At 71.4% G+C, this 19081-nt stretch carries 16 protein-coding genes and 2 pseudogenes; 6 read left to right on the top strand and 12 right to left on the bottom strand.

Annotation, left to right across the window (positions count from 1 at the left end; all coding sequences use genetic code 11):
• Nucleotides 1–5: 5 nt before the first annotated feature.
• From ACIBVL_RS26065 to paaI, 3 genes and pseudogenes are all read right to left on the bottom strand, one after another.
• Nucleotides 6–639, bottom strand: a pseudogene (locus ACIBVL_RS26065) (TetR family transcriptional regulator).
• Between the two features lie 25 nt (nt 640–664).
• Nucleotides 665–2011, bottom strand: a complete 1347-nt coding sequence (paaK, locus tag ACIBVL_RS26060; RefSeq protein ID WP_399100285.1) for a phenylacetate--CoA ligase PaaK — start codon at nt 2009–2011, stop codon at nt 665–667.
• Nucleotides 2008–2475 (bottom strand): hydroxyphenylacetyl-CoA thioesterase PaaI, encoded by a 468-nt coding sequence (gene paaI, locus ACIBVL_RS26055; protein ID WP_399100283.1) that lies wholly within the window; start codon nt 2473–2475, stop codon nt 2008–2010. The genes paaK and paaI overlap by 4 nt, the downstream gene beginning before the upstream one ends.
• Before the next feature lie 95 nt (nt 2476–2570).
• Here paaI and ACIBVL_RS26050 point away from each other — a divergent pair, with 95 nt between their 5' ends.
• Entirely contained in the window at nt 2571–2837 is a 267-nt protein-coding gene (locus ACIBVL_RS26050) for a hypothetical protein (RefSeq protein WP_399100281.1), read from the top strand.
• Nucleotides 2838–3328: 491 nt separating this feature from the next.
• Nucleotides 3329–3718, top strand: a complete 390-nt coding sequence (locus tag ACIBVL_RS26045; protein ID WP_399100279.1) for an endo alpha-1,4 polygalactosaminidase — start codon at nt 3329–3331, stop codon at nt 3716–3718.
• 24 nt (nt 3719–3742) lie between these two features.
• On the opposite strand, the gene ACIBVL_RS26040 is transcribed toward ACIBVL_RS26045, so the two are convergent.
• Genes ACIBVL_RS26040 through ACIBVL_RS26025 form a run of 4 tightly spaced genes read right to left on the bottom strand, consistent with a single transcriptional unit; the run spans nt 3743 to nt 7500 of the window.
• Entirely contained in the window at nt 3743–4975 is a 1233-nt protein-coding gene (locus tag ACIBVL_RS26040; protein WP_399100276.1) for an ABC transporter permease, read from the bottom strand.
• Nucleotides 4972–5646, bottom strand: a complete 675-nt coding sequence (locus ACIBVL_RS26035; protein WP_399100426.1) for an ABC transporter ATP-binding protein — start codon at nt 5644–5646, stop codon at nt 4972–4974. Before ACIBVL_RS26035 ends, ACIBVL_RS26040 begins: the two co-directional genes overlap by 4 nt.
• Before the next feature lie 35 nt (nt 5647–5681).
• The gene (locus ACIBVL_RS26030; protein ID WP_399100274.1) at nt 5682–6977 is read right to left on the bottom strand and encodes a hypothetical protein; all 1296 of its coding nucleotides are present in this window, start codon (nt 6975–6977) and stop codon (nt 5682–5684) included.
• Nucleotides 6964–7500 carry a hypothetical protein gene (locus ACIBVL_RS26025; protein WP_399100271.1) on the bottom strand — a complete coding sequence of 179 codons (537 nt, stop codon included), beginning with the start codon at nt 7498–7500 and terminating at the stop codon, nt 6964–6966. The genes ACIBVL_RS26030 and ACIBVL_RS26025 overlap by 14 nt, the downstream gene beginning before the upstream one ends.
• A gap of 92 nt (nt 7501–7592) precedes the next feature.
• Between ACIBVL_RS26025 and ACIBVL_RS26020 the strand changes: the two genes are divergently transcribed.
• The 3 genes and pseudogenes from ACIBVL_RS26020 to ACIBVL_RS26010 all read left to right on the top strand — a co-directional run.
• Nucleotides 7593–8294 carry a response regulator transcription factor gene (locus ACIBVL_RS26020; protein ID WP_399100269.1) on the top strand — a complete coding sequence of 234 codons (702 nt, stop codon included), beginning with the start codon at nt 7593–7595 and terminating at the stop codon, nt 8292–8294.
• On the top strand, nt 8284–10110 hold the full coding sequence (locus ACIBVL_RS26015; RefSeq protein ID WP_399100267.1) for an ATP-binding protein: 1827 nt from the start codon (nt 8284–8286) through the stop codon (nt 10108–10110). Before ACIBVL_RS26020 ends, ACIBVL_RS26015 begins: the two co-directional genes overlap by 11 nt.
• A 263-nt stretch (nt 10111–10373) precedes the next feature.
• Nucleotides 10374–10603, top strand: a pseudogene (locus tag ACIBVL_RS26010) (IS256 family transposase); the annotation flags it as partial.
• A gap of 62 nt (nt 10604–10665) precedes the next feature.
• Here the strand turns inward: ACIBVL_RS26010 and ACIBVL_RS26005 are convergent.
• From ACIBVL_RS26005 to ACIBVL_RS25990, 4 genes are read right to left on the bottom strand one after another with little or no spacing between them, the layout of a single operon-like run.
• Entirely contained in the window at nt 10666–12054 is a 1389-nt protein-coding gene (locus ACIBVL_RS26005; protein ID WP_399100265.1) for an acyl-CoA reductase, read from the bottom strand.
• A complete protein-coding gene (locus ACIBVL_RS26000) occupies nt 12054–13394 on the bottom strand; it encodes a hypothetical protein (protein ID WP_399100263.1) in 1341 nt (446 codons plus the stop codon). Before ACIBVL_RS26000 ends, ACIBVL_RS26005 begins: the two co-directional genes overlap by 1 nt.
• 10 nt (nt 13395–13404) lie before the next feature.
• The gene (locus tag ACIBVL_RS25995) at nt 13405–14130 is read right to left on the bottom strand and encodes an ABC transporter ATP-binding protein (protein WP_399100261.1); all 726 of its coding nucleotides are present in this window, start codon (nt 14128–14130) and stop codon (nt 13405–13407) included.
• Between the two features lie 11 nt (nt 14131–14141).
• Nucleotides 14142–15386: an ABC transporter substrate-binding protein gene (locus tag ACIBVL_RS25990; RefSeq protein ID WP_399100258.1), complete on the bottom strand. Its 1245-nt coding sequence runs from the start codon at nt 15384–15386 to the stop codon at nt 14142–14144.
• 129 nt (nt 15387–15515) lie between these two features.
• On the opposite strand from ACIBVL_RS25990, the gene ACIBVL_RS25985 reads away from it, so the two are divergent.
• Entirely contained in the window at nt 15516–18212 is a 2697-nt protein-coding gene (locus tag ACIBVL_RS25985) for an ATP-binding cassette domain-containing protein (RefSeq protein ID WP_399100256.1), read from the top strand.
• Between the two features lie 69 nt (nt 18213–18281).
• On the opposite strand, the gene ACIBVL_RS25980 is transcribed toward ACIBVL_RS25985, so the two are convergent.
• A complete protein-coding gene (locus tag ACIBVL_RS25980) occupies nt 18282–19076 on the bottom strand; it encodes an SDR family NAD(P)-dependent oxidoreductase (RefSeq protein WP_399100254.1) in 795 nt (264 codons plus the stop codon).
• Between the last annotated feature and the right edge of the window lie 5 nt (nt 19077–19081).

Raw genomic sequence — 19081 nt, 5'->3', positions numbered from 1 at the left:
ATCCCTCAGTCGCCCGGCCGATCGCGCATCCCGTCGAAGAGGACCGCCGTGACAGCGTCGGCCAGAACCGTGACCGGCCGTCCGCCCTCCGGCCGGTACCACTCGATGAGCGAGTTGACGGTGCCGAACAGCAGCCGGCCGGGCCGCCAGATGCGGATCGATGTCGGCGCGGACGCCGCCCTCGGAAGCCGCACGGGCGACCAGGTCGGCCACGCGGTGGTCGAACTCACGGCGCCGCTCCAGCGCCCGCCGCTCCACGACGCTGTTGCCCCGCACCCGCAACAGCAGGGTGACGTACGGCAGCACGGCGACGAGCACCTCGACGCTGCGGTGCACGACGTGCTCCAGCCGCACGGTCGCCGTGGTGTCCGGGGCTTCAGCCCCGTCCGCCTCGTCCAGTACGCAGAAGAGAGCGTCCAGTGCCCGGCCGACGGCGAGCTCGAGCAGCTCACCCTTGCCGGCGACATGGTGATAGATGCTCGATTTGCTCAGGCCCAGGCGTCTGGCCAGCTCCTCCATGCTCGTGCCGTCGTAGCCGCGCTCGTTGAAGACGGCGACTGCGACCTGCAGTACGGAGTCACGGTCGTAGACGGGCCGGTCACGACGGCCGACCGGGCTTTGTACAGACGTTCTGCTCACCCGGCCATTCTTGCGATGTCAGCTGTCATCGCTGCCGGAGATCTTTGACGCGACGGAGCTTGCCGAGGGACCGCTCCAGGGTCTCGGGGTCGACGATCGCCACCTCGACGGTGACACCCACGCCGTCCTTGACACCCTGGCCGATCGCCTTGGCGGCGGCCTCGCGCTGTTCAGGGCCGACGCCAGGGCGGGCCTCGACACGTACGACCATGTGATCCATGCGGCCGCGCTCGGTGAGCTGGATCTGGAAATGCGGGGCGACTCCGGGCACGCGCAGCACGATCTCCTCGATCTGGCTGGGGAAGACGTTCACCCCGCGCAGGATGATCATGTCGTCGCAGCGGCCGGTGACCTTCTGGATCCGGCGGAAGGCGGGCCGGGCCGTGCCGGGCAGCAACCGGGTCAGATCGCGGGTGCGGTAGCGGATGATCGGCAGGGCCTCCTTGGTGAGTGAGGTGAAGACGACCTCGCCCTCCTCACCCTCCGCCAGCACAGTGTCCGTGACCGGGTCGACCACCTCGGGGTAGAAATGGTCCTCCCACACGTGCAGGCCGTCCTTGGTCTCCACGCACTCCTGCGCGACGCCGGGTCCGATCACCTCGGACAGGCCGTAGATGTCGACGGCGTGGATGTCCATGCGCTCCTCGATCTCGCGGCGCATCTCCTCCGTCCACGGCTCGGCCCCGAAGATGCCCACCTTCAGGGAGCTGGTTCGTGGGTCGATGCCCTGCTTCTCGAACTCCTCGAGCAGGGTGAGCATGTAGGACGGGGTGACCATGATGATCTCGGGCCGGAAGTCCTGGATGATCTGCACCTGGCGTGCGGTCATGCCGCCGGAGGCCGGGATCACCGTACAGCCGGCCCGCTCGGCCCCGTAGTGTGCGCCGAGGCCGCCGGTGAAGAGCCCGTAGCCGTAGGAGATGTGCGCCTTGTGGCCGGGGCGGCCGCCGGCGGCGCGTATGGAGCGGGCGGTCACGTCCGCCCACATGGAGAGGTCGTTGTCGGTGTAGCCGACGACCGTGGGGCGACCGGTGGTGCCGCTGGAGGCGTGGATGCGCCGCACGTCCGCCATCGGCACGGCGAACATGCCGAAGGGGTAGGTGTCCCGCAGGTCGGCCTTGGTGGTGAAGGGGAATCGGGCCAGGTCCTCCAGTGACCGGCAGTCGGAGGGATTCACACCGGCCTCGTCGAATTTCTTCCGGTACAGCTCGACGTTGTCGTAGGCGTGTCGCAGCGTCGATCGCAGGCGGTCGAGCTGGAGTTCTCTCAGCTGCTCCCGCGTCAGGCGCTCGCCGTCGTCCAGCAGGTGGTGGGGGAGCGATTCCCCCAGGCGGGACGTGGGGGCCGCCATGGCCGTCGTCTCGCTGCTCATCGCGACTCCTCCGTGGTCGTGCCCGGCGTCCGGCGCGCCGTCGTGTCCCTGGTCAAGTGCGGTGTGGTGCCGGTGATGTTGCGGCTTCGTCCGCGGAACTCCGCGATCACCTCTTCGCCGCGCCGGACGCTCACGTCATAGATGCCGCTGCGGCCGAACCGGGTGCGTTCCTCGGCGGTCGCCACGAGCATGTCGCCCTCGTACGCCGGGGCGACGAAGGTGATGTCGGCGCCCGCCGCGACGGTCACGGGGCCGTGGCTGTTGCAGGCGCAGGCGAAGGCGGTGTCGGCGAGCAGGAACACGAAGCCGCCATGGGCGATCCCGTTCACCATCTCCGGGGTCACCGTCATGCGGAGCACGGCCTTCCCCGGGCCGTGCTCGAGCAGCTCGATGCCCAGCCCTCGGGACGCCTCGTCCGCCGCGAACATCGCCTCGGAAGGACTCCGCTGAGTGATCTGTGTCATGATTTCCGCCACCTTGTCTCCCGACCGAACATTCGGTTAGCGTGCGGCACGGCTAGTAATTCAGCCAGACCAGCGCCTGTCAAGAGGTGGACCACGTGCCGCACAAGAGGCCGAACGGCCCTGATTTCTTCGCACGCCGTCGCACGCTGCTGGAACAGGCGGTCGCCGCCACCGCCGGCCGGGACCACTGGACGGCGTATCCCGAGTCGCCCAGCAAGTCGGTGTACGGTGTGGACGCCTCCAAGAGCGGAGAAGCCGCCTTCCGGGAGAGGCTGGGAGGACACTTCGAGCTCCCCGGCCACCCGGGGCACGGCGCGGTAGGGGCGACCGAGACGTCCCGTACGGCTTCCCGCTGGGTGTGACCTACCCCCGCGTCGCTCCGGGTGGAGGCGCCGGCCGCAGCGAAGGCCGCCACCGGTCCGTGGCGCGACGCCGGGGCCGACGCCCGTGCGGGGGTGGCCGCGGAGATCCTCGCCCGGCTGAACGCGGCGAGCCCCGAGATCGCGCACGCTGTCGAGCACACCACCGGCCAGGCGTTCGTGATGGCCTTTCAGGCGGGCGGTCCGCATGCCCAGGACCGCGGCCCGGAGGCGGTCGCCTACGCCTGGGCCGAGCAGAAGCGGCACCCGGCCACGGCCAGGTGGAGCAAGCCGCAGCGCAAGGGCGAGCCGGAGATGAATGGACAAGAAGTACACAGACCGGTAAAGCGGACGCGGCGCCGGACCTCTCCGGAGTCGACGCACCCTGAGGAGCATCGCCGAACGCTGCCTGGACAAGGACCCGGCCGCCCGGCCCGGACTCGACGAAACGCACCGTATGGGGTACAAGGCGGTCGAGCCCGACAACCCACCGTATGGGGTACAAGGCGGTCGAGCCCGACAACTACGACTCTTTCACCCGCTTCCCGGCCTACCTCAAGGGCGGCCAGGCCGAGGCGCTGATGAGACTGCTGTCGGCGCACACCCACGACAAGGGCCTGGCCGTCGCCCAGAAGAACACCGTGGAACTCGTCTCCGACCGCAGGTCCGTGGGCCTGGACTTCGCCGTGGTGGAGGAGTGCGCCGAGTGGGACGAGTGCGGAGAGTTCGCCGAGGCGTTCGGTGACGACGTGTTCGTGGTCGAGTACACGGCGAAGGGCATGGCGCGGGCGTGCTCCGGCCGGGGCGGCACCCTGAGCATCGTCCGCCGTGACGAGGTGGTGGTGCCCAGGGGCGCGAACGGCTACGTCCATCGGACCTGCTGAGGCACGGCCCGGCCATGGGCCTCATCAGGTCGTCGCCAGGGCCTCCGTCGGGGTCAGGCGGGCGGCTCGGACGGAGGGGTACACGCCGGCGAGCATGCCGATCAGGACCGCGCCGCCGAACCCGGCGGTCACCGAGCTGAGGGGGATGACCGGCGGCCAGTGCTGATGGAGGGCGTAGGCGGCGGTGGCCAGAGTGCCCAGGACGGTGCCGGCCAGGCCGCCGAGTGCCGACAGGACGACCGACTCGGTGAGGAACTGGGCGCGTATCTGGCCCCGGTTGGCACCCAGGGCGCGGCGCAGGCCGATCTCCCGGCGGCGTTCGAGGACGGAGACGACCATGGTGTTGGCCACTCCGATGCCGCCGACGAGGAGGGCGACCCCGGCGAGTCCCAGGAAGAGCGCCGAGAAGGTGTTCTCGGTGGCCCGTTTGGCGGCCAGCGCGTCGGACGGGCGGCTGACCTGGACCACGCCGGGCAGTTCGGGGTTGATGGTGGCGGGCAGCACGTCGCGTACGGCCTCGATCTCCGACTCCCTTGCCTTGAGGTAGATCACCGTGGGGTGGCCGTCGAACTCCAGCACGCTGCGCGCGGCGTCCCAGCCGACCAGGACCGAGCGGTCGATGTCCGGTGACAGCGGGGTCTTCTCGAGGATGCCGATGACCGTGAACCAGTGGCGGTCGATGTAGATCTGCGGGGCGGGCTGCCCGGCGATGATCTTCGGGATGCCGAGACGGGAGGCGGCGACCGACCCGAGGACGGCGGTGGGGAACCTCTCCGTAACCGCGGTGAGGAATCGGCCCGAGGCGACCCGCGCGTTGATCGCCTGGCGCAGGTCGAGCCTGGTGGCCAGGACGGTCAGGCCCGTGTAGTCGGCGGCGCCGAGGCGGTCGTTGCGGAAGACCTCCGTATGGGTGTTGGCGACCGCGCTGGCCACCGTGACCGGTCCGATCCGGCGGGCCATGTCCACCGATTCCGGCGGCAGCAGCACCGGCGGGTCCTGGCGGGCGGGCACGGCCTGGAGCATGTTGGTGCCCAGCGCGGAGAGTTCCCTCATCAGGGCCTTCTGACTGGACGCCGGGATCCCGGTGACGACGATCAGGGTGGCGATGCCGATCGAGATGCCGAGGGCGGACAGGGCCGCCCGCACCTTGCGGGTGCGGATGCCCAGCAGCCCGAGGCCCAGGACGTCCAGCGGTGCCAGCCGCACCGGCCTGCTGTCGGCGCCCCGGGCAGCCGACCTCGTGGATGTGGTGGTCATGACCAGCTTTCGGTGCGGGCGGGGACGTCGTCGGTGCGGATGTCGGAGCGGAGGCGGCCGTCGCGGATCTCCACCCGGCGGGGCAACTGGGCCGCGATGTCGCGGTCGTGGGTGATGACCGCGATGGTGGTCCCCTCGCGGTTCAACGTGGTCAGCAGATCGAGTACGGCCACGCCGTTGGCGGTGTCCAGTGCGCCCGTGGGCTCGTCCGCGAGCACCAGGACGGGCCGGTTCACCAGCGCACGGGCGATGCCCACCCGCTGCCGCTCACCGCCGGAGAGCTGCTGCGGCAGATGCCGGGCCCGGCGGGCGAGGCCCACCCGGTCGAGCGCCTCCAGGGCCAGCGCGCGACGCCTGCCGCGCGGCACCCCGGCGTACAGCAGACCGGTGGCGACGTTCTCGGCGGCGGTCAGCCCGTCGCTGAGATGGAACTGCTGGAAGACGAAACCGAGTCGACGGCCCCGCAACGCCGACAGCCTGCGGTCGGAGAGCCGCGCGACGTCCTGGCCGCCGATCTCCACGGTGCCGCTGGTCGGCCGGTCCAGCGTGCCCATGATGTTCAGCAGGGTCGACTTGCCGGACCCGGACGGGCCCACGATGCCGAGCAGTTCGCCCTGCTCGACGGTGAGCGAGACGTCGTGGAGCGCCGTGACCCCGCCCGGGTACACCATGCTCGCGCCGCGCACCGCCAGGACCGGGCGCGCGCTCACGAGGTCGTCACCACCTTGGTCCCGGCGCTGATGCCGTCGCCGCTGATCTCCACCACGCCCTTGGAGAACATCCCGGTCCTCACCGCCACCAGACGGCCGCCCGGCAACCGGACCGCGTAGCCGCCCTCGCGCAGGGCCAGCAGGGCGCCGATGGGCACGGTGAGCACGCTCTTGCGGGTCTCGGACGTGAACTTCACCTGCACGGGGGCGGAGTTGAGTCCGCGCACCGCCGCGGAGTCGCGCAGGGCGATGCCGACGGTCAGCCGGGGTTGCCCGGAGGTGTCGTCGCCGCTCGACGCGTCGCCGGCCCGGACGGTGGCGCCGACGGAGGCGATGGTGCCCCGGGCCGTGGAATCGTCGGGCAGGATCACCGTCACCTCATCGCCCCGTCTCATCGAGCCCGTCTCGCCCGGGTCCACCGAGACGGTCACGGACTTGGCGGTGGACGTCACCGTCATCAGATTCCCGTCGGCCGCGTCGGCGAGCTGCGCCTGTACGCCGTCGACCCGCACGGCTCCGGAGAGCACCGAGATGTCGCCGACGCCCAGAACGCCGGTGGACGGCATGCCGACCGCGGTCTGCCACCGCTTGACGGCGGCGATGAGACCGGCGGTCAGGACAGCGTCGCCGCGCTTGACCCGGACGGGCGCCGTGGGCGAGGAGGGGGCGGACGGGGCTGCGTCCGCCGGGGTGCTCGCCGTCCCCGGGCCCGCGGAGCCCGCCGACCCCGCCGAGCCCGGGGAGCCCGCCGTGGCCCCCGTGGCCGGCTGCCCCGACGACGCGTCCGGCGCGACCGGTCGCGGGGTGATCCACGTGCCCACCGGTGGCTGTACCCCCATGTCGTAGCCGAGTGCCCTGAGGTTGTCGGCCACCGTCTTCACGTCCGGGCCGGTGGTGCCCTCAGCCTCCAGGGTCCGGTACAGCGGCGTGCTGCCGTAGAAGACCGGCACCGGAACGTTGTCCACCCGGTACAGCGGCTCACCCCTCCGCACCGTGGTCCCCGGCGCCGGCAGCCAGGTGATCAGGCCGGTCCTGCCGCCCTTCACCGTCGTCGTCCGGCCGTAGCCGAGGGTCCCGTCCAGCGTCTGGGCGTTGGACAGGTCGCTTCTGGTCACGACGGCGGTCGCGACCCGCACGGCGTCGGCGCCCACGGTGTCCGGCTTCCCGTCGCGGTTCTGCCACGCGGTCACGGTCGACGCGCCCGCCACGACGACCGCCAGTGCCACCGCCCCGAGGACCGCCCGCCGTCCGCCCGGCCGACGGCGGGCCCCGGTGTCGTCACTCGTCTCCATCGAACGCCTTCACCTGACAGGCCGTCAGGACTTCGTCGTAGTTCGGGGCGTTGAGGTCGGCTCCGTCCTCCAGACCCCAGCCCTCCTGCATGACCACGCTCTTGATGCCGTGCTCGTTCATGCACTTCACCATGATCCGCACGTCGTCGCTGTAGTCCGGGTTCTTGGCCGGGTCCAGCTCCGGCGGATCGAGCGGTTCCTTCCCCCTGCAGGCCTTCACGCCGGCGGCGTTCGGGGAGGTCTTGTACTTCTTCTCCACCCCGTGGTCCTTGAGACAGGTGGTCCAGGCGTCGTACATGCGGTTGATCTCGTCCTGCGTACTGTCCAGCCGGATCTGCGGGCGGCCCGCGTCGGGATCGGCGCTCGGCTTGGCCGAACCACCGCCCGCCGCCGGGGTGGTGATCGAGGCGACCTCGCCCTGACGGTTCTCGTCCGCGTCGCCGCTCCCGCAGGCGGTGAGGACGACGAGACCGGTCGCGGCGAGGGAGGTGGCCACCGCGGCACGATTGAAGAGGTTCAACATGGCGCAGACCATGGGCCGCCGATATGAAGATCCTGTCAGGGCGCCGTCAGAAAGCCGTCTCCTCTCCTCTCGCCGCCCTTAGTCTGACCCCCATGAGCGCCCGTGTCCTCGTGGCCGAGGACGACACCAAACAGGCCGAGGTGATCCGCCGCTACCTGGAGAGTGAGGGCCACACCGCCCTGCTCGTCCATGACGGGCGCGCGGCGCTCGACGAGGTGCGCCGCCACCGGCCCGACCTGCTGGTCCTCGATGTGATGATGCCGGTCGTCGACGGTCTGGACGTGTGCCGCATCCTGCGGCGCGAGAGCGACCTGCCGGTGCTGATGCTGACCGCCCGCAGCACCGAGGAGGACCTGCTGCTCGGCCTGGACCTCGGCGCCGACGACTACCTGACCAAGCCCTACAGCCCCCGCGAGCTGATGGCACGCATCCGCAGCTTGCTACGGCGGACCCGGCCGTCCGGCGCGGCGGCGCACGACCCCGTCCTCCGGGTGGGTGCCCTCGCCGTCGACCCCGTGCGCCGCGTCGTCGAGGTCGAGGGCAGACGAGTGGAGTGCACCCCGGGTGAGTTCGACGTCCTCGCGACGATGGCCGCCGAACCGGAACGGGTCTTCACCCGGCGTCAGTTACTGGCCCGGACGCGGGGGGACGACCGTTACATCACCGAACGCACCATCGACGTGCACGTCCTGAACCTCCGCAAGAAGATCGAGCCGGTTCCCCGGCAGCCGGTCTACCTGCAGACGGTGTTCGGGGTCGGCTACCGCCTCACCGACGGCACTCGTGGGCGCTGAGACGACGGCGACACCCGAAGGCAGCGGCAGGGGCGACGGAAGGGTGCCGTTGCGGCGGAGTCTGCTGGTCCGGCTGCTGGCGACGTCGATCCTCATCGCCGTGTGCTCGGTCGCCGCCACCGCCTGGCTCGCCGCCCGCACCACCACCAGCGCCATCCAGCGGGAACAGGGACAGGTCCTCGCCGACGACGCCCAGATCTACGACACGCTCATCGGCTACGCCGCCGGCCACCCCGACTGGTCCGCGGTGACCCCCACCCTGAACCGGCTGACCGAGCGGACCGGGCGCCACATCACCCTGACCACCCAGGGCCGCCGGCCCATCGCCGCGTCCGGTTCCGCCGCCGCGCTCCCCACGAGAGCCTCGGCGCTCGTCGACCCCCTGCGGGCCGACCCGGCGCTGCTGCCCGGCGTCAAGGCGGACGGTATCGACCCGCGCGCGGTCGGCCCGTACCGACTGCCGCGAGCCGAGCGCCAGGAACTGCTGGACCTCGTGGGGACGCTGCAGCCCTGCTTGCGCAACGTCATCGGTTCCACCGCCCGGGTCACGGAAACGCCGAGCGGCAGGCCCTCCCTCGTCATCACCGCCGACAACGAACTCCGCCGGAAGATCGGCGAGGCGTGCGCCCTGTACACCCTCGATTCCCCCACACTCACCGAGAAGCGGGCGCTCGACCGGCTCAACGCCCTGGTCGGCGCCTGCGTGAAACGGCAGCACCTGGCCCCCGTGACGATCGGTCTCGGCTTCACCCCCGTCGGAGTCGCCAACGAGGCCGTGCAACGGTGCGTCGACACCGCCCGCCGCGAGCAGCTCGCCCGCCACGTCGCCCCGCCCGCGCTGCTGTTCGTCACCGCCCCGGCCGGATCGGCCGCGCCCGGCTTCGACCTCTCCCGGGCCGGCACCGTCCGGGTCGCCGGCGTCGCCGCTCTGGTGCTCCTCCTTACCGTGGCCGTGACCGTCACCGTCGGCACCCGGCTGGTCAGGCCCCTGCGGGCACTGACCGACGCGGCCCGCCGCCCGTCGCAGCAGCACCTGCGGGTACCGGTGACCACCGACGACGAGATCGGTCGTCTCGCCGCCGCCTTCAACGACCTGGCGGAGCGCCGCGAGCGAGTGGAGGGCCGGCGCAAGGCCATGGTCAGCGACGTCGCCCATGAACTGCGCACCCCGCTCAGCACCATCCGCAGCTGGCTCGAGGCGGCCCAGGACGGCCTGGCCGCCTCCGACGAGGCGTTCGTCGCCTCCCTGCTGGAGGAGGCCCTGCTGCTCCAGCACATCGTCGACGACCTCCAGGACCTGGCACAGGCCGACGTCGGCCGGCTCCGGCTGCACCCCGAACCGCTGCGTCTGCCGGAACTCCTCGACCAGGTGGCCGCCGCCCACCTCGGCCGGGCCGAAACCGCCGGCGTCACGCTCACCACCCGCATCGAGGACACCCCGATCCTGAACGCCGACCCCGCGCGTCTGCGGCAGACCATCGGCAACCTGCTCTCCAACGCGATCCGGCACACCCCGCCCGGAGGCGCCGTCACCCTGCGCTGCCGCCGCGCCGACGACCAGGTCCTGATCGAGGTCGCCGACACCGGCACCGGGATCGCCGCCGACGACCTGCCCCGCGTCTTCGACCGCTTCTGGCGCGCCGACAAGTCCCGCAGCCGCCAGACCGGCGGCAGCGGTCTGGGGCTGGCCATCGTCCGTCAGCTCGCCGAGGCCCACGGCGGCACGGTCTCGGTGACCAGCACCCCGGACACGGAGACGGTCTTCACCCTGCGCCTGCCACACACCCGCGACGCGGAGGCGCCCGACATCGTGTGATGAGATCCGGTGGGGTCGGCTTCGCCTGTCAGCACCTCACCCGCATCCTGACCGGCCCGGTTCCTCCTCCCGCGCCCGGATCGCCGCCCGATGGGCCGCGAACAGGCAGGCGTCGAGCAGAACCACTCACGACCATGACGGGCTGGTCGCCGAGTGGTTGCCCGGGCTCAGGCCGGTGACGTGAAGCTCACCGGGGAGGGTGGCCTCCTGCAGCAGCTGACCGATCGGGTGTCGGAATCCGCGCTGGAGGGCGAGCTCAAGCGGCCTGGGCGGAGTTCGTGCCCTTCCTCCAATTCGACGTGGAGATCCGCAAGGCCGTCCGGGCCCGGGGCACTTCCCCACTGACCAGGCCGCCCTCAAATGTGTCTACCTGGCCGTCATGAGCCTGGACCCGACCGGCACCCGAAGCAAACGCTGGACTATGCGCTGGAAGGCCGCGCTCCAAGCATTCGACATCGCCTTCGACGGCCGACTCACCGCCGCACGCCGGTGAACAAAACCGCCTGAGTTCCACCGTTCGCTACACAGACCCGGCGTTAGCCGCGGTCGAAGCCGTCACTCGTCGTTCACCCACCGCATGAGCCGTTGCAGCGGGTAGAAGCCGTCGTGCGACAGACCCGGTGGCATGCCGCCCGCCCTGCCGAGGGAGACCACCCGCTGCACGCCGGCGCAGGCGAGGGCGTCGCGCAGTTCCGCCTTGCGGGTGTCGGGGTACACGCCGACCGTCTGGGTGGCGACCCCGGCATGGGTGACGGCTTCGGACAGGGTGGCGACCGGGACCACGTCGACGATCTTCCCGTCGGGGTGGAAGTCCACGGGTTCCGGTGAGCGGATGACCAGGCCCTGGCCGTCGTAGCCGCCCCACACCCGGTACTCGGGTTCCATGGACCGCAGGACGTCGATCTCCTCGCGCAGTTCCGCGGCGACCCGTGGGCCGCCGGCTGAGCTGAACTCCCTTGCCACGCCCAGGCGTTCGCACAGCAGGGCGGCGTAGCGGTCGGCGTCCTCCCAGGATCCCTCGACGAACTGGAAGCGGCTGGCCACGCAGGCCTGCTGGTTGAAGAAGGTGGCGTCGGCGGCGCCCGCGTCGGCCGCCCGGGCCAGGCTCTCCTCGGACGCGAAGGCCTCGCGCCCGATCATCGAGATGGAGGTCTTGGGGTCGAAGGAAACGAGCTCGAACCCCGGGCCGACGTACTTCAGCGCGCTGCGGATGGTGGCCTCGCCGCCCCAGGCGACCAACTTGTCGAAGAACTGCGGGCGGAACAGCACGCTCTCCACCGCCTCGTCGCCGCCGCGCCAGTACGCCGCGGAGAACGACCGCACGACCGGGTGCCCGGGGGCGACCGCGGCCATGGTGCGCAGGATCGCGGTCGCGGTGAACAGGTCGTTCGAGGGCAGTTTGAGGAGGTTGACGCCCTTGGTGAGCGCGCCGCGCACGACGGACATCGCGGCGACTCCGGGTGCGTTGCCGGCGATGATGTGCACCAGGCGGGGCGGGAACGCGCGGGTGGCCGCGATCCGGTCGTCGGGCAGGCGTACCTCGCGCCAGCCGTCGAGCACGTCCGCGCCGCCGAGTTCGTGGTCGATCTGGGCGTACAGGCCGGGGCGTTGGAAGCTGCGCCACAGCACGGCGTAGGCGCGCTCCAGCACCTCCGCGGGCAGCGGGCTGACCGGGACCATCCGTTCCAGGGCTTCGGCGAGCAGGCCGCCGCGGTCCGCCTTGAGCGCCTCGCCGGTCTCCACCAGCAGGTCGACGATCTCCGCCACGGGAACGTGGAAGGCGGGGCCGGGTTCGGTGCGGGGCCATACGAGGCGGTCCAGGTCGAGGGCCGGCGCGGTGAACCGGCCGAGGTCGACGGGGGTGCTCTGGTCGGCCTCGCCGCGGATCACGTGGACCACGGTCACGGGGGCGGCCGCGGTGCCGTCGAGTGTCGTACCGCTCATCAGTGGATCATCCCCCGCACATAGGAGTCGAGTGTCGCGGCGCAGGTGATCTTGTCGTCGCCGCCGAGGTCGCCGTAGCGCCGGATGTCCGGCAGGACCGCCGGTCCCGGGCGGCCGCAGGCGCACGGCGAGAAGTCCACGAAGACCCGGTCGCCGCTGATCAGCCCGCCCCAGCGGCCCTCCAGGGAGACGTCGAGGAACGCGAACCGTCCCTCGACGACGCCGTATCCGGGGTTGAGCAGCTTCTCACCGGGCTCGTCCAGCACCAGGGGGATCACCCAGGGCGGCACGTGGTAGTTGTCCTGCTCGCAGGCGAGGCAGGAGCCCTGGAGCTCGGTCATGCCGTAGCTGCGTACGCGGCGTACACCGTCGTAGAAGGCGGTGAGCTGCTGCTGGTAGTCGTCGGGCAGGGCGCGGCCCTTGTTGCCGCCGCCGCTGAGCACCAGTGTGTCCGGGTGCAGGCTCCCGTCCGGCACGCCGCGGGCGCGCAGGGCCTGGATGAGGGTGAACTGCTGGTTGTTCATGCCGGCGATCAGCAGCGGCTCGTCGCGGTGCGCGGCGATGTCGTCGACGATCTGGGCCATGGCCGCGCCGAGTTCCCCCTCGCGGGACTCGGAGGCGGTCTCGAAGGAGCTGATCTCCTGTGGGGTGGCGGCGCCCTCCGCGATCCGGCGGCGCAGCAGCGCGCTGCTCATCAGCTCGGACACCCTCATCGCGTCCTCGGTGAGCAGCCGGGTCTCGCCGGGTTGCGCGAAGACGTCGGCGTGCCACCGGAAGCCGTCGATGGAGCGCATCGGGCCGCTCGCGGGTGCGAGCAGATAGCCGCGGCGGGTGGGTTTCGGGGGCAGGGGGTCGGGCCAGCAGGTGAGGTGCTCCAGGATGTCGTGCAGGAAACTCAGGTCACTGGCGTCGCAGTTGAGGAAGGAGACCTTCCCGGAGGTGCCGCTGGTGATGTACGGGCGGTGGCCGGCGGCGGTGATGCGGTCGGTCCACTCGTCGATGTCGCGGACGCCGTCCATGTCGACGTCACCGGGTTCGACCGCCGACACGGTCGTGTACCAGCGCAGGAGCCGGTCCCAGCGGCCGGCGGTGATGAGGGAGACGGGGTAGGACTTGTAGCTGGTGTGCGAGAAGAGCAGCGGTACGAGGTCGTCGAGGCCGGTGACCTCCTCCACGCCGGTCTCCGCCGCCCGGGTGCGCAGCAGCGGAACCCGCTCGCGGTGGAGGGTGAAGGTCTCCCGGGCGGCCTCCAACTGCAACTCTCGCAGTTCGACGGGGGGTTGGTCGAAGGTGTCGCCGGATAGGACAAGGGATCGAATCTGCTCGCGTGCGCCTGGCACGGCGTTCACCTCAATCAGTTGCGTAGGTTGTCTCATCCGCTGTGGTGCGCGCGAGGTACGACGACTCGATCGCGTCGAGGTTGCCGCGCAGTTCCTCCGGGGTGCCGGTCATCGTGACGCGGCCGCGGTGCAGGACGTACACGCGGTCGGCGATGTCCAGCACCTTGCGCACGTGCTGTTCGACCAGCAGCGCGCCGAGGCCGCGGTCGGCCGCCTCGCGCACCGCGCGCAGGAGGCGGTCGACCACCAACGGGGCGAGACCGAGGGAGAGTTCGTCCGCGAGGAGCAGCTTGGGCGCGCGGCACAGGGCGCGGGCCAGCGACAGCATCTGCTGCTCGCCGCCCGACAGCATGCCCGCGCCGGTTCTGAGTCGTTTTTCGAGCTCGGGGAAGAGTGCCAGCGCCTGCTGGGACCCCACCCTGCCGACCCGCAGGTTGTCCGCGGTGTCGAGCCGAGTGAAGACCGCCCGCTCTCCGACGTACGCCAGGCCCTGGCGGGCGCGGCGGTGCAGCGGTGCGCGGCCGGGTGCGCCCAGCCAGCGCACCTCGCCGCCCATCGGGGCGAGGCTGCCGGAGAGCGCCCGGAGCGTGGTGGTCTTGCCCGCGCCGTTGGGGCCGAGCAGGGCGACGACCTCGCCGGGCCGGACCTCCAGGTCGAGCTCGCGTACGACGGGCCGGCTGCCGTATCCGGCGGACAGGGAGCGCGCTTCGATCAGGGGTGCGTCGGTGTCGTGCACGGGCCTGCTCCTCAGCCGGACGACAGGGCCGTCAGGACCTTGCGGACGTCGACGAAGGTCGATCCGGGCTTGGCCCACTCGATCTTCCCGTCGCGGATGGTCAGTTCGGTGGCGGTGGTGTTGTGGATGCGGTTGAGGCCCTTGATCGGCAGGGCCGTGGACGCGTTCCAGCTCAGCGGCGGGGTCAGTCCGCCGGTGCTGATGCCCGGGGCGGTGTCGAGTTCCTGCACCAGGGCCTTCGCCGTGATCGTCGGGAGTTTCTTGGCGGCCTCGGTGAAGACCTTGAAGGCCACCCAGGTCGTCTCGTTGGCGCCGTTGCTGGTGTCGATGTCCTTGTCGCCCTTGGTGGCTGCGAGGAAGTCCTTCCAGGCGGCGTCGGAGCTGGGCGGGAAGTAGCCGGTGATCGCGGCGCCCTCCAGCGGGCCGCCGGCTCCGCCGGTGCTCTCGGCGAGCTGCGGGGTCAGGTTGCCGACGACGCTGCCGAGCTTCGTCTTGGCGCCCGACTGCACGTACGACTTCACGAACAGGCCCGAGGCGGTGCCCATGATGACGCTCACGCAGTCGCTTTCCTTGGTCGCGGCGGCGACCTGCGGGGCGAGATCGGTGGCGGTGAGCGGCACCTTGATGTCCTTGGGCGCCGGCGCTCCGGCGGAGACCGCGCCGACGGTGAGGAACTGCGAGACGACCGCGGCGGCGGCCACGTCGTAGCGGACGCCGGAGATCTTCTTGCAGCCGTTCTGCACCAGTTGCCGGCCGTGGGCCGCGAACACCACCGGGGTGCCGCCGTTGACCGGGAACGACAGCGGGTTGGAGAACTCGGCCGCCGAGACTCCGGTGCCGCCGATGTACGGGATGCCGGCCTTCTGCAGGATGGGCATGTAGCGATCGCCGGCGAGGCTGTAGGAGCCCACCACCGCGACCACCTTCTCGGCGACCGCCTGCTGGGCGCACTTCTCGGCCTCGTCGGGGTTGTTCTTCTCGTTGCAGGTGAGCACCTTCAGCGGGGCGCCCTTGATCCCGCCGTTGGCGTTGATCCACTTCTCGTACGCCTGGGCGGTGAGCCGGACTCCGGGCTGGGCGCTGCCCTGGGTGTCCTCCGGTGCCCAGACCATCACCTTGACCGGTGTGCCCTTCAGGGCGGAGGTCGCCTCTTTCGAGCTGCCGGCCGCCTCTCCCCCGCAACCGGCGGCGAGCAGGGCTCCGGTCACCGCGAGGGCGCCCGCCGCGGCGGTTCTGCGTCGGCGTGAGTGGTTCATGGTTCCTCCGCTGTGCTCGTCGTCGAGATGCCGAACAGCATGGGGTGCGTTTTCTGGTTAGTGAAGTACTCTCGGCACAATTATTTAAATGAATGTGCTGTCTCGCTCCTGCCCTCGGGAGGTTCCTCGATGGACGACGTCCTGCGTTTCGCGCTGCTCGGCCTCGGGCTCGGTGCCCTCTACGCGCTCACCGCGCACGGCATCGTGCTGGTCTACCGGGGCTCCGGCGTCCTGAACTTCGCGCACGGCGCGATCGGCATGGCCGGGGCCTACGTCCAGTGGGAGCTCGCCACCCAGCACGGCGTGCCGTACTGGCCCGCCACCGCCTGCGGCGTGCTCACCTCCGGCCTGCTGGGCGTGCTCACCCACCTGCTGGTGCTCCGCCCGCTGCGCAGAGCCTCCTCACTGGCCCGCCTGGTCGGCACCCTGGCGGTCTTCATCGTGCTCACCGCGATCGCCGTCAAGCGCTACGGCGACAGCCTGGAGCTGGTGCCGGGCAAGCTGCCCACCCAGCTGCTGACGATCGCCGGGGCGACGGTCTCCGAGGACCGCATGTGGCTGATCGGCATCGCCGTCGCCGTGACCGTGCTCCTCCACCTCCTCTACAAGCGCACCCTGTTCGGCCTGGGCACCAGCGCGGTCGCGGAGAACGAGGGCGCTGCCGCCTCGCTCGGCTGGTCCCCGGACCTGATCGCCACCGGCAACTGGGCGCTGGGATCGGCGCTCGCGGGGCTGACCGGCATCCTGATCGTGCCGGTCATCGGCCTGTCGGTGACCGGACTGACCACCCTCCTGCTCAGCGCCCTGGCCGCCGCCCTGGTCGGCAGGTTCTCCTCGTTCCCCGTCACGCTGGCGGGCGGTCTGGTCATCGGCGTCGTGCAGTCCGAACTGACCCGCTTCGGCTCCGACGTCACCGGGCTCGCCGCCTCGGTCCCCTTCCTGTTCATCGCCCTGGTGCTGGTCGCACGCGGCCGGGCGCTGCCGCTGCGCGGCACGTTCCTGGACCGGCTGCCCGGACTGGGCACCGGGAAGGTCCGCCCCCTGCCCTTGGCGCTCGCCGTCGTGACCGGGCTGTCGCTGGTGAGCCTGGCGACCCCGCTGTGGGCCGACGCGATCACCACCACCCTGGTGCTGTCACTGATCATCCTGTCGATCGTCGTGGTCACCGGGTACGCGGGACAGGTCTCTCTCGCGGCCTACGCCCTGGCCGGGACCGGCGCCTTCCTCGCCGGACACGCGGCGGCCGACTGGGGATGGCCGTTCGAACTCGCCCTGCTGGCAGGGGTGTTGGGAACGGTGCCGATCGGCTTGCTGTTCGCGCTCCCCGCGGTCCGCACACGCGGCGTCAATCTCGCGATCATCACGCTCGGCCTCGGCACCACACTGGAGGCGATGGTCTTCCAGAACACCGACCTGTCCACGACCCCCGGCAGCGACGGCATCGCGGTGGGCAAGCAGACACTCTTCGGGATCAGCATCTCCGGCGTCGACCATCCCCAGCGGTACGCCGCCGTGGTGCTCGTGCTGTTCGTCGCCGCCACACTCGTGGTCGCCAACGTGCGGCGCAGCCGGACCGGCCGCCGGCTGATCGCCGTACGGGCAAACGAGCGCGCCGCCGCCGCCCTCGGCATCGACGTCCGCGCCGCCAAGCTCTACGCCTTCGGCCTCTCCTCGGCCATCGCCGCGCTCGCCGGAGTGCTCACCGGCTTCCGCTCGACCTCGGTCGTCCTGTCCGACTTCGCGAGCTTCGGCTCCATCACCGCGCTCGGCCTCGCGGTCATCGGCGGTGTCGGTTTCCTCGTCGGTCCGCTGTTCGGCGCGACCTTCGCCGCGGGGACGGTGGGTGCCCGGTTCGGGGACCTCGTGCTGCCCGGACTCAGTGAGTGGATGCCGCTGATCGGCGGGATCATCCTGGTGCTGACGCTGGTGGGCAACCAGGACGGCATCGGGAAGGGGCTCGGCAGACGCGCGGCGGGGAGCCGGCGCGAGCTGCCCCCGAAGCGGCCGGCCACCGTCCCGAAGGACGAGCTGTCGGCCCCCCCGACCGTCACCCGTGCCACCCCACTCCCCCTCCGGGTACGGGACCTCACCGTCCGCTACGGCGGTGTCGTCGCCGTCGACGGGCTCTCCCTGGACGTCGGACCGGGCCAGGTCGTGGGGCTCATCGGTCCCAACGGCGCCGGCAAGACCTCCGCCATCGACGCGGTCACCGGCTTCACCCGCGCCGCGTCCGGCAGCGTGCGTCTCGGGGACCGGGATGTGACCCGGCTGCCGGTCCACCGGCGGGCCACCGGCGGTCTGAGCCGGTCCTTCCAGTCGCTGGAGCTGTTCGAGGACATGACCGTCCTGGACAACCTGTACGCGGCCTGCGACCGCCCCGGCCGGTGGGCGTACCTCACGGACCTGGTCCGTCCCGGCAGCCGCCCGCTCCCTGCCCAAGCCCTCGTCGCGGTACGGGAGTTCGGCCTCCAGGACAGCCTGGACCGGCCGGTGGGCGACCTGTCGTACGGAGAGCGCCGGCTGCTGGCCATCGCCCGCGCCGTGGCGGCCTCGCCGTCCGTGCTGCTCCTCGACGAACCGGCGGCGGGCTTGTCGGACGACGAGACCAGGGAACTGGCCCACCTGGTACGGCGGCTCGCCGAGGAGTGGGGCATGGGGGTGCTGCTCGTCGAGCACGACGTCGACATGGTGATGAGCGTCTGCGACCAGGTCGTCGTCCTGGACTTCGGACGCCGGATCTGCGCCGGTACGCCGGAGGAGGTCCGGCGCGATCCGGCGGTACGGGCGGCCTACCTGGGCGACCTGGAGCCGGAGACGCTCGCCTGAGCCACCGGGTAACGCCGAGAACCGGAGGCGCTGATCTCAGCGCCTCCGGCGGCAGTGACAGGAACCGTGTCAGGCGTCGCGAAGGTCCGCGACATACGGCTGATGGGACAGCAGCCCGCCGTCCACGCGCAGGGTGTGCCCGGTGACGAAGGCCGACTCGTCCGAGGCGAGGAAGACGACCGCCGACGCGACGTCCTCCGGGCGCCCCAGGCGGGGCGTGAGGTGGTGGCGCAGCATCGCCTCCCGGATCGCCCCGTGCGCCGAACCGGAGCTGGCCGGGGTCACGATGAACCCCGGCGCGATGGCGTTGCAGCGCACGCCCTGCTTGCCGTACTGGGTGGCGACGTACTGCGTGAGATTGATGAGGGCGGCCTTCGAGGCGCCGTACGCCGGGTTGCGCAGGTCGCCCGAGAGGCCGGCTCCGGACGAGGTGTTGATGATGGAGCCGCCGCCCCGGGCGATCATGTGCGGGACGGTGGCCTGGATGGCGACCATGGTCCCGCGCAGGTTGATGCGCATCGTGTCGTCCCAGACCGCCGGGTCGGCCTCCAGGACGGCGAGGTCCTGACGGGCGGCCAGGTGGGTGGCGGCCGCGTTGTTGTGCAGGACGTCGAGACCGCCGTACGTCTCGACCGCCGCGGCCACCATGTCCCGTACGCTCTCGATGTCGCCGAGGTCGACCGGGACCGCCGTCGCGGAGCCGCCGGCGGCGCGGATCTCCTCCGTCACCGCCTTGGCTCCGTCGACGTCGAGGTCGGCGACCACCGTGTGGGCGCCCTCGGCCGCCAGGCGGCGTGCGGTGGCCGCGCCGATGCCGGACGCGGCCCCGGTGACGACGGCGATCTTGTCCTGGAGTCGCGTCATCGCGA

The sequence above is a fragment of the Streptomyces sp. NPDC049687 genome (genome assembly GCF_044465285.1).
GTDB lineage: Bacteria > Actinomycetota > Actinomycetes > Streptomycetales > Streptomycetaceae > Streptomyces.
The sequence above is the reverse complement of the archived record's forward strand: the minus strand, read 5'-3'. Positions and strand labels throughout refer to the sequence as shown.

Bases quoted from the DNA above. Each gene is read 5' to 3' on its own strand.
- ACIBVL_RS25980 (WP_399100254.1), bottom strand. From the start codon at position 19,076: ATGACGCGACTCCAGGACAAGATCGCCGTCGTCACCGGGGCCGCGTCC.
- ACIBVL_RS25990 (WP_399100258.1), bottom strand. From the start codon at position 15,386: ATGAACCACTCACGCCGACGCAGAACCGCCGCGGCGGGCGCCCTCGCG.
- ACIBVL_RS26025 (WP_399100271.1), bottom strand. From the start codon at position 7,500: ATGTTGAACCTCTTCAATCGTGCCGCGGTGGCCACCTCCCTCGCCGCG.
- paaI (WP_399100283.1), bottom strand. From the start codon at position 2,475: ATGACACAGATCACTCAGCGGAGTCCTTCCGAGGCGATGTTCGCGGCG.
- ACIBVL_RS25985 (WP_399100256.1), top strand. From the start codon at position 15,516: ATGGACGACGTCCTGCGTTTCGCGCTGCTCGGCCTCGGGCTCGGTGCC.
- ACIBVL_RS26020 (WP_399100269.1), top strand. From the start codon at position 7,593: ATGAGCGCCCGTGTCCTCGTGGCCGAGGACGACACCAAACAGGCCGAG.
- ACIBVL_RS26030 (WP_399100274.1), bottom strand. From the start codon at position 6,977: ATGGAGACGAGTGACGACACCGGGGCCCGCCGTCGGCCGGGCGGACGG.
- ACIBVL_RS26045 (WP_399100279.1), top strand. From the start codon at position 3,329: ATGGGGTACAAGGCGGTCGAGCCCGACAACTACGACTCTTTCACCCGC.
- ACIBVL_RS26040 (WP_399100276.1), bottom strand. From the start codon at position 4,975: ATGACCACCACATCCACGAGGTCGGCTGCCCGGGGCGCCGACAGCAGG.
- ACIBVL_RS26035 (WP_399100426.1), bottom strand. From the start codon at position 5,646: ATGGTGTACCCGGGCGGGGTCACGGCGCTCCACGACGTCTCGCTCACC.
- paaK (WP_399100285.1), bottom strand. From the start codon at position 2,011: ATGAGCAGCGAGACGACGGCCATGGCGGCCCCCACGTCCCGCCTGGGG.
- ACIBVL_RS26005 (WP_399100265.1), bottom strand. From the start codon at position 12,054: ATGAGCGGTACGACACTCGACGGCACCGCGGCCGCCCCCGTGACCGTG.